Here is a 16,617-nt window from a genome sequence, read left to right as displayed (position 1 = left end):
CGCCCGTACTGGATCGCCGCGACGCGGTCGACATGGCGGCGGCGGCCATCATGGTCGGGCTGACCTTCTCCTGGGGGCTGAACTACGTCGCCGCCAAGGTCTCCTATGCAGGTTACGACCCTGTGTTCGTCTCGGTCGCCCGTTCGCTTRTCGGGGGAGCCTGCGTGTTCGCCTGGTGCCAGCTGCGCGGCATCAGGCTGTTCGAGGCGGACGGGACGCTGGCCGCCGGCATCGTCGTCGGCGTGCTCTTCGGCGTCGAGTTCCTCTGCCTCTATATCGGGCTCGAATACACCACCGTTGCCCGTAACACGCTCCTGGTCAACACCATGCCGTTCTGGGTGCTGATCGGCGGACATTTTCTGCTTGGCGAGCGCATCAACGCGCGCAAGCTCGGTGGGCTTGTTCTCGCCTTTTGCGGCCTGGCGGCGGTTTTCTCCGACGGCATCGTTGCCGGCGGCGACGCAACGCTGACCGGCGATCTGCTCAGTCTTGGCTCGGGCATTCTCTGGGCGGCCACCAGCATTGTCATCAAGCGATCGAAGCTGGTCGAGACGCGCGCGGAGAAACTGCTGCTCTATCAGTTGGCCGGCGCCGCTATTGTGGGTGCCCTGGTGATGCCTTTCGCCGGCCCGCCGATCCGCGCGGTAGCCGCTTTGCCGACACTGGCGTTGCTGTTCCAGTCTTTCTATATCGTCGCCTTCACCTATGTGTTGTGGTTCTGGCTGCTCACGCGCTATCCGGCGGCAAGCCTGTCGAGTTTCGCCTTCTTGTCGCCTGTGTTCGGCGTCCTGTGCGGCGCGGTGTTGTTGGGCGAGCCGCCGACCGTCAGGATAATCCTGGCGCTCGGCCTGATCGCCGCCGGACTGATCATCGTCAACCGGCCCGCGCGAAGGCAGCCAACAGTTTAGGGAGTTCGGCATGCGCGATATCCTCGAAGACCTCGAAGCCGGAAAACTGCTCTCCGATCCCGACCCGGTGCGGCGCGCCCAGATCCAGATGAAGACGCCGCTGCCGAAGCGTTTCTACAAGGCTGTTTCGGTGGCTCCCGTCGAGAACGGTTTTGCCATCCATCTGGACGGCAGGCCGGTGCGCACGCCAGGCAAGGCCGTGATGGTGCTGCCGACTGAAAAGGCTGCGTCACYTGTGGCCGATGAATTCGGCGCGCAGAGCGAGGTCATAGATCCCGTGACGATGCCCGTCATGCGGCTCGTCAACACCGCCATCGACGGCGTCGCCTCCGATCCGCAGGCGGTGCTGGAAGACGTGCTGCGCTTCGCCTCGTCCGATCTACTTTGCTATCGCGCCGACGGCCCGCAGGRACTGGTCGATCGCCAGAACAAGCTCTGGGATCCGGTGCTCGACTGGGCACGCGGCAGCCTCAGGGCGCGCTTCAACCTTGCCGAAGGCGTCATCCATGTCGAGCAGCCGCGCGAAGCGATCGCCGTGCTCGGCGCACATCTTGGCCAGCRTGCGGAGCCGATGCGGCTGGCCGCCATCCATGTCATGACGTCGCTGACCGGATCGGCGCTGCTGGCCTTGGCCGTCGATTTCGGCGAGATCGACGCCGAGGAAGCTTGGGCCGCGGCCCACGTCGACGAGGATTGGCAGATCGAGCATTGGGGCCAGGATGCCGAGGCGGTGGCGCGTCGCTCCGCCCGCAAGCGCGACATGCTGGCGGCGGTCAGCCTGCTCGAGGCGCTGCAGGGCTAAAGCATTTCAAGCACTGCTCCGCTTTCGCAGCGCACCTAATACCAAAGTCATAATCCCATCGTCGCGGTGCCTTTCGAGCGCCCTTTCTGTCATTTTTTCCTTCGTTGGCTGCGTTTTTCGAGTCCGCGCATCGCAGATGCGCGGATGGTGGCGCGCAGCCGCGGAGGACAGACGGGATCTCACGGGAGGATTTATCAATGGCAATGGCATCGACCGCCGGCAGAACCAGCCGCGRCATGACGCGGGAGGAGAAGAAGGTCATCTTCGCCTCATCRCTCGGCACCGTTTTTGAATGGTACGATTTCTACCTCTACGGCTCGTTGGCCGCCTTCATCGGCTCGACCTTCTTCAGTCCGGCTATCCCGGAGGCGACGCGCAACATCTTCGCACTGCTGGCTTTTGCCGCAGGCTTCCTCGTGCGTCCGTTCGGCGCGCTGGTGTTCGGCCGCATCGGCGATCTCGTCGGCCGCAAATACACCTTCCTCGTCACCATGACGATCATGGGCCTGTCCACCTTCCTGGTCGGCCTGCTGCCCGGCTACGCCAGTTGGGGCATTGCGGCGCCGGTGATCCTGATTGGACTGCGCATGCTGCAGGGCCTTGCGCTCGGCGGCGAATATGGCGGTGCCGCGACCTATGTCGCCGAGCACGCGCCGGACGACCGCCGCGGCTACTACACGTCCTGGATCCAGACCACGGCGACGCTCGGGCTGTTCCTGTCGCTGATCGTCATCCTGATCGTGCAGGGGTCGCTCAGCAAGGAAACCTACGCCGCTTGGGGTTGGCRCATTCCCTTCATCGTCTCGTTCTTCCTRCTCGCCATCTCGATCTGGATCCGGCTGTCGCTCTCGGAGTCGCCGACGTTCCAGCGCATGAAGGAAGAGGGCAAGGGCTCCAAGGCGCCGCTCTCGGAAGCCTTCGGCCAGTGGAAGAACGCCAAGATCGCGCTGCTGGCGCTGCTCGGCCTCACCGCCGGCCAGGCCGTGATTTGGTACAATGGCCAGTTCTATGCCCTGTTCTTCCTGCAGAACGTGCTGAAGGTCGACGCGTGGTCGGTCAATGTCATGATCRCCATCGCGCTCRCCATCGRCTCGATCTTCTTCGTCGTGTTCGGCTGGCTGTCGGATAAGATCGGTCGCAAGCCGATCATCATGGCCGGCCTCGCCCTGGGCATCGTCTGCACCTTCCCGCTGTTCAAGGCGCTCACCTGGGCCGCCAATCCGGCCCTGGCCACCGCGCAGCAGAACACCCGCGCGACGGTGACGGCGGCGCCCGGCGACTGCAAGTTCCAGTTCAACCCGGTCGGCACGGCGAAATTCACGACCTCCTGCGATATCGCGACGTCGTTCCTCACGAAGAACTCGGTGCCCTATGACGTGGTGACCACCGCGGCCCCCGGCACGGCTGCCACGGTCAAGATCGGCAACGAGACGGTGGAATCTTATGACGCCGTTGCCGCCGGCGATCAGGCCAAGGCCAAGGAGGCGGCCTTCCAGAAGGCGGTGAACACGTCGCTGCAGGACGGCGGCTACCCGCTGAAGCGCGCCGCGGCCAAGGTGGCGGACCAGAAGCTCGACGCCTTCGTCGCGGCCAACCCGGAACTGAAGCTCGACGCTACGGCCATTCGCGGCGGCGAGAAGGCGACGGTGAAGACCGATCAGGCGATCGCCGACAAGATCCTGACCAAGGACGAGGCAGCCGGCGCGCCGGAAGTCACCGTCTACACCATCCCGGGCGGCGGCGCCTTTGCCATGACTGCCGACCCGGCGGCCATCAACTGGCCGCTTACGATCGGCATCCTGTTCATCCTGGTGCTGTTCGTGACCATGGTCTATGGGCCGATCGCCGCCATCCTCGTCGAGATGTTCCCCACCCGCATCCGCTACACCGGGATGTCGCTGCCTTACCACATCGGCAATGGCTGGTTCGGCGGTCTGCTGCCGGCAACGGTGTTCGCGCTCAGCGCCTACAAGGGCGATATCTACTACGGTCTCTGGTACCCGGTGATCATCGCGGCGATGTCGCTCATCATCGGCATGATCTTCGTCAGGGATACGCTCGGCACGGACCTGCACGCCAAGGAGTAACCCAGAGCGATTCCAAGAAAGTGCGCAGCGATTTCCGTCCGGAATTGCATAAAACGCTGAGTCAGAGCAGGTCGGCTAACCTGTCAAACGCTGAACTGCTCTGGTCATCCGCTCAAAACAGAAAGCCCGGCGCGAGCGATCGCGCCGGGCTTTTCCGTTCCTGAATTCAAAGAGGCGATCAGCTCTTGCGCAGCTGGTTTTCTTCCTCGACCGCCGCCTCGTGGTACCAGCCGTCGARATCGGCGTGCTCGCCGCGGAGCGCTGCAAGCTCTGCTGCGAATTTGGCCTTTGCGCCTAAATTTGAGGYAGACTTGCCTGCTGCAAGCGGGAACATCAGAATTTTTGCCGATGGACGCGATGGCGTAACTTGCATTGCCGATCTCCTTGTCTTTCCAGGAGCATGTCGATTCACCTTTTCACCAAAATAGGTTCTGCGACTCCTTTAGGCAATATGCCCATTAAAAGATCATCTCGTGCACATTATTTAATCAATATCAGCACCTGAACGATCCGAACGCATTGCTAAGGCGGCTCAATAAAATCAACGCTTTGCCATGACCATTTTGCCGCACCCCGCGCTATCGAAGTGGCATACGACTTGCATTTTAACCATCGGCAGGCCGGCCCGATCCGGCCATGCATCGATGCCGCCATGGCGGCGTCCAAGCAACGAGAGGCACTGGAATGACCAAATACAAGCTCGAGTATATCTGGCTCGACGGCTACACCCCGACCCCCAATCTGCGCGGCAAGACCCAGATCAAGGAGTTTGCCGAGTTCCCGACGCTCGAGCAGCTGCCGCTGTGGGGCTTCGATGGTTCCTCCACCAACCAGGCCGAGGGCCGCAGCTCTGACTGCGTGCTGAAGCCCGTGGCGGTTTACCCGGATCCGGCCCGCACCAATGGTGTTCTCGTGATGTGCGAAGTCATGATGCCCGATGGCGTCACCCCGCATGCATCGAACAGCCGCGCGACCATTCTCGACGATGAGGACGCCTGGTTCGGCTTCGAGCAGGAATATTTCTTCTACAAGGACGGCCGCCCGCTCGGCTTCCCCGAGAGCGGCTATCCCGCACCGCAGGGCCCGTACTACACCGGCGTCGGTTTCAAGAATGTCGGCGACATCGCGCGCCAGCTCGTCGAGGAGCATCTCGACCTCTGCCTCGCCGCCGGCATCAACCATGAAGGCATCAATGCCGAAGTGGCGAAGGGCCAGTGGGAATTCCAGATTTTCGGCAAGGGCTCCAGGAAGGCCGCCGACCAGATGTGGATGGCGCGGTACCTGCTGCTGCGCCTCACCGAGAAATACGGCATCGACATCGAGTTCCACTGCAAGCCGCTCGGCGACACCGACTGGAACGGTTCGGGCATGCATTGCAACTTCTCGACCAAGTACATGCGCGAAGTCGGCGGCAAGACCTATTTCGAGGCACTGATGGCGCAGTTCGAGAAGAACCTGATGGATCACATCGCCGTCTACGGTCCGGACAACGACAAGCGCCTGACCGGCAAGCACGAGACCGCGCCGTGGAACAAGTTCTCCTACGGCGTCGCCGACCGCGGTGCTTCGATCCGCGTGCCGCACTCCTTCGTCAAGAACGACTACAAGGGCTACCTGGAAGACCGCCGCCCGAACTCGCAAGGCGACCCCTACCAGATCGCCTCGCAGGTGCTGAAGACGATCTCGCAGGTCTCGACCGCAGCCGTTTCGGCCGCCGCCTGATTTTGTTCGGCGTCACAGGCTTGCCAGCCAGTGGCGCGACGAAAACGATCTTAAAAGCCCCGGCGGGTCGACGCCGGGGCTTTTTGCATGGCGACTACCCGCGAACTCCGCCCGCTGCAGTCAGTCGGCGATGACGCCGCGCGATTTCAGCGCCGCGACCACCTTGTCTCGCGGTAGGGCGGGGGTACGATTGCCGTCGCGGCCGACCATATCCTCATTGGCGACCAGAGCGTTGAGCACGGCCTCCTCAGTCGCCTGCACCACGGCGGTGTAAAAATCGTCCATGCGGCCCCATGGAACGAAATCCATATGGCTGTAGCTCTTCTCTGTCGGAGCGCCGTTGGGGAAGCGACCGTTGAGAGCATCAGGGTTGGCTGTCGAGAAGGCGAGAAAGATATCGCCGGAGAAATGCGAGCCGGCGGTGCCGGTGCGCGCCAGCCCGAGCGGCACGCGGCGGGCCAGCGCCTTGCACTGTCCGGGCAGCAGCGGCGCGTCTGTTGCGACGATGCCGATGCAGGAGCCGGCGCCGGTCGGCCCGCCGCTGAAATACGCCTCCATCGGATTGTCGGCGGCAAGCTCGTGCCCGAGCGGCACGCCGGCGATGCTGATCTCCTGGCGCGAGCCGAAATTGGCCTGCAGGAAGACGCCGACCGTGTAGGCGCGGTGGCAATAGTCGACGATCCGCGAAGCGCTGCCTGAACCGCCTTTGAACGCGTAGCAATTCATGCCGGTGCCGCCGCCAACTGATCCTTCCTCGATGCCGCCGCCGGCAGCGTTGTCGATAGCCTCGATCGCGTGGTCGACAGTGACATGCGAGCCGTTGATGTCGTTCAGATAGCCGTCCCAGGTTTCGGCCACCACCGGCAGCAGCCATTGGCTCGCCAGTTGCGRCTTGTTGCGCGCCACCCAGTCGATGACGCCGCGATGACAGGGGCCGACCGCGTGTGTGTTGGTGATCAGGATCGGCATGGAGAGGCTGCCGGCTTCCTCCAGCCAAGAGGCGCCGGTCATCTCGCCATTGCCGTTGAAGGAATGGTAGCCGGCAGCCAATGCCACCCCCACGCCGTCGCGGCCGAGAGGCAGGACCGCGGTGACACCCGTGCGCACCGGCCCATGGCCCACGGTGAGCCTGCCGTCGCCTTTGATGAGCGTCGAATAGCCGACGAGCACGCCTTCGACATCGGTGATGGCATTTGCCGGGCCTGGCGTGCCGGGCAGGGGGATGCCAAGGCCGCGGGCGCGCGTCTTGCCGGCCGGCGTTGTGGTCGGGGCTAGTCGTTGGTCCATGCTGAGGGATGCTCCATTGATGAGAGCCGGCTCAGCCAAGGCTGCAGCCGGTCGCAAGTTCTGCATAGCTGGCGAGGATCGCCATCGCAGAGGCGTGGTCGACCGCCGGCACGACGTTGACGAGGTGCAGGCCAAGGCCGTCCTCGAGGACGACCAGGCTGCGGGCGATGACCTCGCTCGCCGCATTCAGCTTGAAGATGCCGGTGGCCGCGCCCGCCTCGAGTATGYCGACATAGATCGCCACCTRGCGCTCGAAGAGCGTGATATGGCGGGCGGCATAGCTGGCGTCCGAGCGCGAATAGGCGCCGAGCTCCAGCAGAAGCCGGCAGAGCTGGTCGTCTGGATCGGTCGGCAGGCCGCTTTCCAGCATCGTCCTCAACCGCGCCCGCGGATCGGCGATCGCGGCGACCGATGACGCGCGCTGGGTGCAGAAGCGTTCCACCGCCTTCTTCTGCACGTCGTCGAGAAGCTCCTTGAGGCCGGGATAATAATAGAGCAGGGCGCTCGAGCTCATGCCGGCCTCGTTGGCCACGTCGCGCAAGGTGACGCCCGCGAGGCCGCGCTTGGCGATCATCGATTCCGCCGCTGCGACCAGGGTGAGGCGGCGATCGGTCTGTGTCTTGGGTCTGCCCATTTCGATTTCCTGAATTTGATTCAATAAAAACTGGCCAGTGAATTTTTGCAAGTCGGCATATCGTATATTTGTTGACGCTATGTGGCGACACGGATAGCTTCCGTTGCGGATAATAATTTTTATCCAATTAAAAAAAGGGGAGGATAATGTCTACAAACGAAGCCACCACGGCGGCCGCAGACAAGGCTGCCCCCGGCGCCAAGGGCTTGGACCGGGCGCTGAACGCGCTGGGCACGCTGATGATCGTGCTCTCGGCGGTAACGCCGGCATCATCAGTCTTCATCATCGTGCCGGGCGTCATCGCGCTGGCCGGCACCGGCTCATTCCTGAGCTTCGTGATCGCGGCCGTCATCGGCCTGTTCATGGCCTTCGTCTATGCCGAGCTTTCCTCGGCCTATCCGATGGCCGGCGGCGAATACACCATGATCGGCCRCACGCTCGGCCGCTTCTGGGGCTTCGTCACCTTGGTGCTGGTGTTCGTGTCGATCGTCTTGATCGTCGCCGTCATCGCGCTTGGCGTCGGCACCTATCTCGGCGTCATCWTTCCCAATCTCAGCCCGCAATGGGTCGGCGTGGTGACGATTATCCTCGCCGGCGCAGTCGCCGCCATGCGCATAAAACTCAACGCTTTCGTCACCGGTATCTTCCTCGGCATCGAGATGCTGGCGCTGCTGATCCTGACCGGGCTCGGGTTCGCCCATGTCGAGCGGCCGCTCTCCAGCCTGTTCACCGCGCCGCAACTGCTCGACGCCACGACCAACACGCTAGTTCCGGCCTCGGCCGCCATCATCCTGGCATCCACCGCCGTGTCGCTCTTTGYCTATAACGGCTATGGCGCGGCCGCCTATTTCGGTGAGGAGACGCATGACGCCAAGCGCAACATCGGCAGGGTGGTGCTCTGGGCGCTGGTGATCACGGTCGCCGCCGAGCTCATCCCACTGACCGCGGTGCTTCTCGGCGCGCCGGATCTCGTCGGCCTGCTCGCGGCTCCGCAGAAGATCGAATATTTCCTCGAGGCACGCGGCGGCCATTGGCTGACGGTGGCGATCAGCCTGGCGATCGCGGTCGCCATCTTCAACGCCGTCATCGCCATCATCCTGCAGGCGGCGCGACTGCTCTTCAGCTCCGGTCGGGACAAGACCTGGTTCGGCCCGATCAACAATGCGGTGGCGTCCGTGCACGGCACTTACGCCTCGCCATGGATCGCAACCATCGTCGTGGCGGTGCTGGCGGCCCTTGCCTGCTTCATCGATCTCAACCTTTTGCTGGTGGTCAGCGGCACCTCGCTGGTCGTGATCTATGCGCTGCTTTGCGTCGCCGTCTTCGCCGGCCGCCGCAACGGCACCACGTCGGGCGGCCACTATCGTATGCCGCTGTTCCCGGTGCCTGCGATCCTCGCCTTCGTAGCGCTGATCTATGTCGCCTACCAAAACTGGCTCGACGCTGCTTTCGGGCGTCCGAGTCTGATCGCGACGCTGGCGATCATGGCGGTCGCCGCGATCTATTTCCTGCTGTTCCTGTCGCGCCGCGCCGACTGGACGCTGCACGGACCCGACGAGCTTGCGGGATAGGCGTCAGCCCTCCGACACCTGTCCATGCGAGAACCCCGGCGAAACGCCGGGGTTCTTTTTGCCGCTCGAAAAAGAAGGCCGCGAAATCCGTCTCAAAAAATGAAAGCCCTTGGAGGCCATGACCTCCAAGGGCTTGATTTCAGCGTCCGATCAGAGGCTTAGACCGAATAATACATGTCGTACTCGACCGGGTGCGGGGTCATCTCGAAGCGCATGACCTCGGCCATCTTCAACTCTATATAGGAGTCGATCTGGTCGTCGTCGAAGACGCCGCCGGCCTTCAGGAAGCCGCGGTCCTTGTCAAGGTTCTGCAGCGCCTCGCGCAGCGAGCCGCTGACGGTCGGGATCTTCTTCAATTCCTTCGGCGGCAGGTCGTAGAGGTCCTTGTCCATCGGCTGCCCCGGATGGATCTTGTTCTTGATGYCGTCGAGGCCGGCCATCAGCATGGCGGCGAAGCCGAGATAGGGGTTCGCGCCCGGATCGGGGAAGCGGACCTCGACGCGCTTCGACTTCGGCGAGGAGCCGAACGGAATGCGGCAGGAGGCCGAACGGTTGYGCGCCGAATAGGCGAGCAGCACCGGCGCCTCATAGCCCGGCACCAGACGCTTATAGGAGTTGGTGAGCGGATTGGTGAACGCGTTGATGGCCTTGGCGTGCTTGATGATGCCGCCGATGTAGTAGAGGCAGCTCTCCGACAAGCCTGCATATTCGTTGCCGGCGAAGGTCGGCTTGCCGCCCTTCCAGATTGACTGGTGGACATGCATGCCCGAGCCGTTGTCGCCAAACACCGGCTTCGGCATGAAGGTGGCCGTCTTGCCATAGGCGTTGGCGACCTGGTGCACGACATACTTGTAGATCAGCATCTTGTCGGCGTTGCGCACCAGCGTGTCGAACTTGATGCCGAGCTCGTGCTGGGCGGCGGCGACCTCATGGTGATGCTTTTCGACGCGCACGCCCATCTCGGCGAGCACGGTCAGCATCTCGGAGCGCATGTCCTGGCAGGAATCGATCGGCGGCACCGGGAAATAGCCGCCCTTGATGCGCGGACGGTGGCCGAGATTGCCGGTCTCATAGTCGGTGTCGTCGTTGGACGGCAGTTCGGTCGAGTCGAGGCGGAAGCCGGTGTTGTAAGGATCAGCCTTGTACTTGACGTCGTCGAACACGAAGAACTCGGCCTCCGGGCCGACATAGATGGTGTCGCCGATGCCTTCCGACTTCATGTAGGCTTCGGCCTTCTTGGCGGTGCCGCGCGGATCGCGATTATAGGCTTCGCCCGAGATCGGATCGAGGATGTCGCACAGGATGACCATGGTCGACTGCGCGAAGAACGGGTCCATGTGGACGGTATCGGTGTCGGGCATCAGCACCATGTCGGACTCGTTGATCGCCTTCCAGCCGGCGATCGAGGAGCCGTCGAACATGACGCCGTCGGCGAACATGTCTTCCTCGACCTCGACGACATCCATCGTCACATGCTGCAGCTTGCCCCGCGGATCGGTGAAGCGCAGGTCGACGAATTTCACGTCGTTGTCCTTGATCTGCTTCATGATGTCTTTGGCTGTCGTCATGTCATTTCTTCCCTGTGTGATGACGTCCGGTGTGGGTTGAAGGTCAGATGGCGTCGATACCGGTCTCGCCGGTACGGATGCGCACGACTTCCTCTATGTTGGAGACGAAGATTTTTCCATCGCCGATGCGGCCGGTCTGCGCCGCCTTGCGAATGGCCTCGATGGCGCCTTCGACGGCCTCGTCGCCGAGCACCACCTCGATCTTCACCTTGGGCAGGAAGTCAACGACATATTCGGCGCCGCGATAAAGCTCGGTATGACCCTTCTGGCGGCCGAAGCCCTTGGCCTCGGTGACGGTGATACCTTGCAGTCCGGCCTCCTGAAGCGCTTCCTTCACTTCGTCCAGCTTGAATGGCTTGATGATCGCTTCGATCTTTTTCATGTAAAAAGTGGCCTCCACTGCCAAGAAGACGGGTTGTGTGCCCCGCTTGCGCCTCCATCAAGCACGAACCGTGCCAATCGTGAGCGGTGCAGGCGGTGAGGAGMGTTTTCGAGCCCATGCCGCATACGGATGCAAATTCGCGTCATCCGCTGCATCGGATGCGTCATGGACGCCCAAACCCTATACATCGCCCCTCCTCACGTCTGCGCAAAAAACGGGCAGACAGCGCAATTTTCAGGCAGCCCCTCCCGGATGCGACCACACGTGCAACAAATGCCGCGTCACGCTGGTTTGCTTCGAACTGAAAACTGGACAATGCTTGATCGCATGGAAATCGGCAATCCCATGCGCAACGAGCTTCTATCGCCGGCCGAAATGGCCGAGGCCGACCGGCTGACAATCGCGGCCGGGCCGTTCGACGGYTATCGCTTAATGCAACGTGCGGGCGAGGCGGTCGCTGCGGTGGTGCTTAAGCGCTATCCTGCGGCGAAAAACGTGCACGTGCTGTGCGGCCCCGGCAACAATGGCGGCGACGGCTATGTCGTGGCGCGGCTGCTGGCCGAGGCTGGCGTCGATGTAGCCCTGTGGACATCGGGCAAACCGCGGGCAGGCAGCGATGCCRCGCTTGCGGCGGCCGACTGCGCCTTGGAACGGCGCCCGCTTTCGGCCTTTACCGCGCAAGCCGGCTCGCTGGTCGTCGACGCGATCTATGGCGCAGGCTTGTCGAAGCCGGTATCCGGCGACGCCAAGGGCGCGGTCGACATTGTCACGGGAATGAACCTGCCGGTTGTCGCGGTCGACCTGCCTTCAGGCGTTTCCGGCGAAAGCGGCGAAGTCCTCGGCTCGGCGTTTCGCGCGGTCCTGACTGTGACTTTCGCGCGAAAGAAGCCTGGGCATCTGCTTCTGCCTGGCCGAGAGCGATGCGGCGAGATCGTGTTAGCCGATATCGGCATTCGCGACGAGATCATCGACGCGGTCGCGCCGCGGGCGTTCGAGAACGGGCCCGGGCTCTGGATAGCGAACTTTCCCGCGCCGGCCGTCGACGCGCATAAATACAAGCGCGGCCACACGAGCGTCTTTTCGGGCGGACCATCCGCGACGGGCGCGGCGCGCCTTTCAGCGCTCGCGGCCGCAAGAAGCGGGGCAGGGGCCGTCACCGTGCTCTCGCCGGCAAACGCCATGCAGGTCAATGCGGCGCATCTGACCTCCATCATGCTGCGCAAGGTCGACGCGGTCGAGGACGTGCATGACCTTATCGGCGATCGCCGGCCGTCCGCCTTCATCCTTGGCCCAGGCTTCGGCATCGGCGACAAGGCGCGCGATTTCACGCTCGCCGTGCTCGCCAAAAACCGCCAAGACGGTGGCGTCGAGGGCCTCGTGCTCGACGCCGACGGCATCACGTCTTTCCGCGATACGGCCTCGACACTGTTCGAGGCAGCAGGCAGACCGGACGCGCCCGCGTTGATCATGACGCCGCATGAGGGCGAGTTCGGCAGGTTGTTTGCGGACATTGCCGCCGACAAGGCGTTGTCGAAGCTGGCGAAGGCGCGCGAAGCAGCGCGGCGCGCCAACGCCGTGCTTGTCTACAAGGGCGCCGACAGCGTGATCGCCGCGCCGGACGGCCGCGCCGCAATCAACGGCAATGGCGCTCCCTGGCTTGCCACCGCCGGTTCCGGCGACGTGCTGGTGGGCATCGTCGCGGGCTTGCTCGCGCAAGGCATGCCGGCCTTCGAAGCGGCTTGTGCAGGAGTCTGGATCCATGCCGAGGCCGGCAGCCGTTTCGGCCCGGGTTTGATCGCGGAAGACCTGCCTCTGGCGATCGTGCCGGTACTTCGCGAACTGACGCAGAATACGGTTCGATGAACCGCTGCGGGCACTGCAGCCGAGGAATAGATCAGGCGAATTGCGGCGCGTGTTTTCGGACCGCTGCCGCCAGCGCCTCGCGAACCCTGTCTTCGCTGACGGCGCGCGTGTTCTCCACCCAGCCCGGAGTCGAAATCGGCGGTTCGAGAAAGATCACCTGTTCGTTGACCGGACCGTGCACATAGGCTCGGTTCGAGCCGTAGATGAGCACGCACGGACCGCCCAACGCCCCGGCGGCATGGGAGAGGCCGCCATCGACGCCGAGGAATACGGTCGAGGCTGCGATCTGGCACATGGCCTCCGCAATATCGGGCGTCGCGGTGAAATCGACCGCGTCGGGCAATTGAGCCTTGATTTCGGCCGCGGCCTGCCGCTCGCGCGGTCCGCCGATCAGCCAGACCGACCAGCCGCGGGCGGCATAGTCGCGCGCGACCGAGACGAAGCGCTCCATCGGCCATGAGCGCTTGTTGGCGAAATCGGACGTATAGAGGGCAATCACCGGCCTGGCCGGGTCGATCCCGTTGCGCCGGCGCCAAGCGGCAAGCGCCTCGGCGGAAACGACCAGTTGCGGAGCCGGCAGCGGTGCGTCTTCGGCCGGCCTTTTGCCRAGGCGCGCGATTGCGCAAACCTGCTCCGCCAGCCGTGTCTTGCGCGGACCGAAGGCCACCATCGATTTCAGCCAACCGGCGGGCAGTCGGTTGACGACGCCGAACTGGAACTCGCGCGGATAGCCGATGCGCTCCGGTATTCCGGCCAGCCACGGCACCAGGCAAGCCTTGGTGCTGCTGGTGAGCATATAGGCCACCTGGTAATTCTCCTTGCGGATTTCGCGCGCCAGGCCAGCCCGCTCTTTCAGCCCAGGCTTCCAGTGCTTCTCGGCTATCCACACCTTGCGGACATGCGGCATCAGTCGCGCCAGCGGAGCGGCGATCCTCGATGTGACGATATCGATCTGCTGGCCGGGGAATCTCTCGGCGATGATCCGGATAGCCGAATGGCAGCGGATGAAATCACCGATCGCCGGCAGGCAGAAAACCAGGATGGGGCGCAATGCGCGAAACCTTTTCGATCGGGAACGGCCACCGCCGACAGGGGATGCCTGCGTGATGTCTCACGGAAGCGCTTCGCCATCAAGAATGCGGCGGTAGAGCTCCAGATAGGCTTTGGCGGTTTTCTGGATCGGAAACCGGTCTGCCGCGGATTCGCGGCATCTTTGCGCCGGCAAACCGGCGATTTCACCGAAACCGCGCGCGAACTCCTCATCCGTGTCGAAGAAGCGGCCGGTATCGGCATCGACGGTTTCGGGCAGCGCGCCGCGCGCCGTGGTCAAGACCGGCGTGCCGCAHAGCATGGATTCGACCGGCGCATTGCCAAAAGGCTCTTCCCAGGAAATCGGGTTCAGAAAGGCCTTGGTCTCACCCAGCAGGCGCACCTTCGGCTCGCCGTCGACCATGCCGTGGTAGCGGAAGCGCGACGACAGGCTCTTGAAGAACACGCCCTCGCGGCGCGTCTTGCTGCGGCCGAGCAGCTTCCAGCGCGAGCCGCCGGCGATATCGAGCTTGAAATCATACTTTTTCGCCAGGTCCACCGCCCGGTTGAGGCCCTTTCCGGCCCGCGCGATGGCCGCCATGAAAAACAGATGGTCGTTCTTCGACGGCGCCAGGCGATAGGCATCCAGCGGAAAGCCGTTGTAGACGAAGGTCTTGCGGCCATGCAGCTCGGCATGGCGGGCGCTGATGAAGCTCCAGTTCGGCTGCGGCCTCGGGTRATCCGGCAGATGGCCGCGCTCGGTGTTGAGCGTCGGAAACGGAACTTCGACCTTCCAGGCGTGGAGATGGACGATGTCGGTATCCTTGGGCACAGCCGCGCGGCACTCGTCATTGGTCACCGCGTGGCGGACCTCGCACATCGGATGCGACGATCCCGGGCCGGCGATCAAGGTCACCTGATGCCCCATCTTGACCATTTCCGTGGCCAGCCATTCGACCTGCCGCTGGATGCCGCCATAGCCCTTGCACGGAATAAGGCCTTGGGCCGCAAGCGTTATTCGCATTTCGTCTCCGCGCTCATGTTAGCGGTTGTCGTCCTTCGGCAGATGGAGGCCTGCTCACAAGGGGATGTTGTCGTGCTTCTTCCAGGGGTTCTGCATGTCCTTGTTGCGCAGCATGCGCAGCGCCCTGGCGACACGGCGCCGGGTCGAATGCGGCATGATCACCTCGTCGACATAGCCGCGCTCGGCGGCGACGAAGGGCGACAGGAAGCGATCCTCGTAAGTTTTTGTATGAGCGGYGATTTTCTCCGGATCGCCGATATCTTTGCGGTAGATGATCTCGACCGCGCCCCTGGCGCCCATCACCGCGATCTGCGCCGTCGGCCAGGCATAGTTCATGTCGCCGCGCAAATGCTTCGAAGCCATCACGTCATAGGCGCCGCCATAGGCCTTGCGGGTGATGACGGTGATCTTCGGCACGGTCGCCTCGGCATAGGCGAAGAGCAGCTTGGCGCCATGCTTGATCAGCCCGCCATATTCCTGCGCGGTGCCGGGCAGGAAGCCCGGCACATCGACGAAGGTGACGATCGGAATCGAGAAACAGTCGCAGAAGCGCACGAAGCGCGCCGCCTTGCGGCTGGCGTCGGAATCGAGCACGCCGGCCAGCACCATCGGCTGGTTGGCGACAAAACCAACTGTGCGGCCCTCGACGCGGCCGAAGCCGGTGACGATGTTCTTGGCAAAGCTCTGCTGGATCTCGAAGAAATCGCCTTCGTCAGCGACCTTCAGGATCAGTTCCTTGATGTCATAAGGCTTGTTGGCATTGTCGGGGATCAACCGGTCGAGCGACGGGTCGTGATCCGTGACCGACTGATAGCATTCGATCTCGGGAATCTCGGCCGTGTTGGATGCCGGCAGAAAATCGACCAGCCGGCGCATTTGCAGCAGCGCCTCGACGTCGTTGTCGTAGGCGCCGTCGGCGATGGAGGATTTGGTGGTGTGCACGGAAGCGCCGCCCAGGCTTTCGGCGGTCACCGTCTCGTTGGTCACCGTTTTCACCACGTCCGGCCCGGTGACGAACATGTAGGAGGTGTCGCGAACCATGAAGATGAAATCGGTCATGGCGGGCGAGTAGACGTCGCCGCCGGCGCAGGGGCCCATGATCAGCGAGATCTGCGGGATGACGCCGGAGGCGAGCACGTTGCGCTGGAAGATCTCGGCATAGCCGCCGAGCGCGGCCACGCCTTCCTGGATACGCGCGCCGCCGGCATCGTAGAGGCCGATGATCGGCGCGCGGTTGCGCAGCGCCATTTCCTGGACCTTGATGACCTTCTCGGCATGCGCCTCCGACAGCGAGCCGCCGAACACGGTGAAATCCTTGGCGAAGATATAGACCGGGCGGCCGTTGACGGTACCCCAGCCGGTGACGACGCCGTCGCCGGCGATCTTGGTCTTCTCCATGCCGAAATCGGTCGAGCGGTGCTCGACATACATGTCGAACTCCTCGAACGAACCCTCGTCGAGGAAGACCTCGATACGCTCGCGGGCGGTGAGCTTGCCCTTCTTGTGCTGCGCCTCGATGCGGTCCCTGCCGCCGCCCATGCGGGCAATCTCGCGGCGGCGCTCGAGTTCCTTCAGCACGTCTTTCATCGCTGGTCCCCAAAACGGATAAGTCAGTTGTGGTAATGGCGAGGGCAGGGGAGCGCAAGCGCCCTCGTTTTGCTGCATTGCAACATGACCCCTTGCATTTCGGCGCGGACTCGGCCATATGCGGCGGCATAGGCGCTTGGGCCGGCTTGTCCG

The 16,617-nt window shown here is 63.3% G+C and carries 14 protein-coding genes; 6 read left to right on the top strand and 8 right to left on the bottom strand.

The annotated features are described in order from the left end of the window. Positions 1 to 32: 32 nt before the first annotated feature. From LCM4576_RS01785 to LCM4576_RS01775, 3 genes are all read left to right on the top strand, one after another. On the top strand, positions 33 to 908 hold the full coding sequence (locus LCM4576_RS01785) for a DMT family transporter (RefSeq protein ID WP_071030141.1): 876 nt from the start codon (positions 33 to 35) through the stop codon (positions 906 to 908). Between the two features lie 10 nt (positions 909 to 918). Then, positions 919 to 1,710 (top strand): ATP12 family chaperone protein, encoded by a 792-nt coding sequence (locus LCM4576_RS01780; protein ID WP_071030072.1) that lies wholly within the window; start codon positions 919 to 921, stop codon positions 1,708 to 1,710. A 197-nt stretch (positions 1,711 to 1,907) separates the two neighbouring features. Next, positions 1,908 to 3,797, top strand: coding sequence for an MFS transporter (locus tag LCM4576_RS01775; protein ID WP_071030070.1), 1,890 nt, complete (start codon positions 1,908 to 1,910; stop codon positions 3,795 to 3,797). Between the two features lie 178 nt (positions 3,798 to 3,975). Here LCM4576_RS01775 and LCM4576_RS01770 read toward each other — a convergent pair whose 3' ends face one another. Then, positions 3,976 to 4,170 carry a DUF2735 domain-containing protein gene (locus LCM4576_RS01770; RefSeq protein WP_071030068.1) on the bottom strand — a complete coding sequence of 65 codons (195 nt, stop codon included), beginning with the start codon at positions 4,168 to 4,170 and terminating at the stop codon, positions 3,976 to 3,978. Positions 4,171 to 4,481: 311 nt separating this feature from the next. On the opposite strand from LCM4576_RS01770, the gene LCM4576_RS01765 reads away from it, so the two are divergent. Continuing rightward, the gene (locus tag LCM4576_RS01765) at positions 4,482 to 5,519 is read left to right on the top strand and encodes a glutamine synthetase beta-grasp domain-containing protein (RefSeq protein ID WP_071030066.1); all 1,038 of its coding nucleotides are present in this window, start codon (positions 4,482 to 4,484) and stop codon (positions 5,517 to 5,519) included. A 120-nt stretch (positions 5,520 to 5,639) separates the two neighbouring features. On the opposite strand, the gene LCM4576_RS01760 is transcribed toward LCM4576_RS01765, so the two are convergent. Both LCM4576_RS01760 and LCM4576_RS01755 read right to left on the bottom strand, forming a co-directional pair. After that, positions 5,640 to 6,806 carry a P1 family peptidase gene (locus tag LCM4576_RS01760; protein WP_071030064.1) on the bottom strand — a complete coding sequence of 389 codons (1,167 nt, stop codon included), beginning with the start codon at positions 6,804 to 6,806 and terminating at the stop codon, positions 5,640 to 5,642. A 31-nt stretch (positions 6,807 to 6,837) separates the two neighbouring features. Further along, on the bottom strand, positions 6,838 to 7,440 hold the full coding sequence (locus LCM4576_RS01755; protein ID WP_071030062.1) for a TetR/AcrR family transcriptional regulator: 603 nt from the start codon (positions 7,438 to 7,440) through the stop codon (positions 6,838 to 6,840). Between the two features lie 146 nt (positions 7,441 to 7,586). Between LCM4576_RS01755 and LCM4576_RS01750 the strand changes: the two genes are divergently transcribed. Further along, entirely contained in the window at positions 7,587 to 9,011 is a 1,425-nt protein-coding gene (locus tag LCM4576_RS01750) for an APC family permease (protein WP_083361274.1), read from the top strand. A 158-nt stretch (positions 9,012 to 9,169) separates the two neighbouring features. On the opposite strand, the gene glnA is transcribed toward LCM4576_RS01750, so the two are convergent. Both glnA and LCM4576_RS01740 read right to left on the bottom strand, forming a co-directional pair. Next, positions 9,170 to 10,579, bottom strand: a complete 1,410-nt coding sequence (gene glnA, locus LCM4576_RS01745) for a type I glutamate--ammonia ligase (RefSeq protein WP_071030060.1) — start codon at positions 10,577 to 10,579, stop codon at positions 9,170 to 9,172. 43 nt (positions 10,580 to 10,622) lie between these two features. Next, a complete protein-coding gene (locus LCM4576_RS01740; protein ID WP_018428041.1) occupies positions 10,623 to 10,961 on the bottom strand; it encodes a P-II family nitrogen regulator in 339 nt (112 codons plus the stop codon). 345 nt (positions 10,962 to 11,306) lie between these two features. Between LCM4576_RS01740 and LCM4576_RS01735 the strand changes: the two genes are divergently transcribed. Then, a complete protein-coding gene (locus tag LCM4576_RS01735) occupies positions 11,307 to 12,824 on the top strand; it encodes a bifunctional ADP-dependent NAD(P)H-hydrate dehydratase/NAD(P)H-hydrate epimerase (protein WP_071030137.1) in 1,518 nt (505 codons plus the stop codon). Between the two features lie 31 nt (positions 12,825 to 12,855). Here the strand turns inward: LCM4576_RS01735 and waaF are convergent, their stop codons facing one another. Genes waaF through LCM4576_RS01720 form a run of 3 tightly spaced genes read right to left on the bottom strand, consistent with a single transcriptional unit; the run spans position 12,856 to position 16,464 of the window. Beyond that, positions 12,856 to 13,875 (bottom strand): lipopolysaccharide heptosyltransferase II, encoded by a 1,020-nt coding sequence (gene waaF / locus LCM4576_RS01730; RefSeq protein ID WP_071030058.1) that lies wholly within the window; start codon positions 13,873 to 13,875, stop codon positions 12,856 to 12,858. Positions 13,876 to 13,935: 60 nt separating this feature from the next. Next, positions 13,936 to 14,877 carry a glycosyltransferase gene (locus LCM4576_RS01725; protein ID WP_071030056.1) on the bottom strand — a complete coding sequence of 314 codons (942 nt, stop codon included), beginning with the start codon at positions 14,875 to 14,877 and terminating at the stop codon, positions 13,936 to 13,938. A 54-nt stretch (positions 14,878 to 14,931) separates the two neighbouring features. Continuing rightward, positions 14,932 to 16,464 carry an acyl-CoA carboxylase subunit beta gene (locus LCM4576_RS01720; RefSeq protein WP_071030054.1) on the bottom strand — a complete coding sequence of 511 codons (1,533 nt, stop codon included), beginning with the start codon at positions 16,462 to 16,464 and terminating at the stop codon, positions 14,932 to 14,934. Positions 16,465 to 16,617 lie beyond the last annotated feature (153 nt).

Origin of the sequence: Mesorhizobium sp. LCM 4576 (genome assembly GCF_001854815.1) — a bacterium.
In the GTDB taxonomy this organism is placed as follows: Bacteria; Pseudomonadota; Alphaproteobacteria; order Rhizobiales; family Rhizobiaceae; genus Mesorhizobium; species Mesorhizobium plurifarium.
The sequence above is the reverse complement of the archived record's forward strand: the minus strand, read 5'-3'. Positions and strand labels throughout refer to the sequence as shown.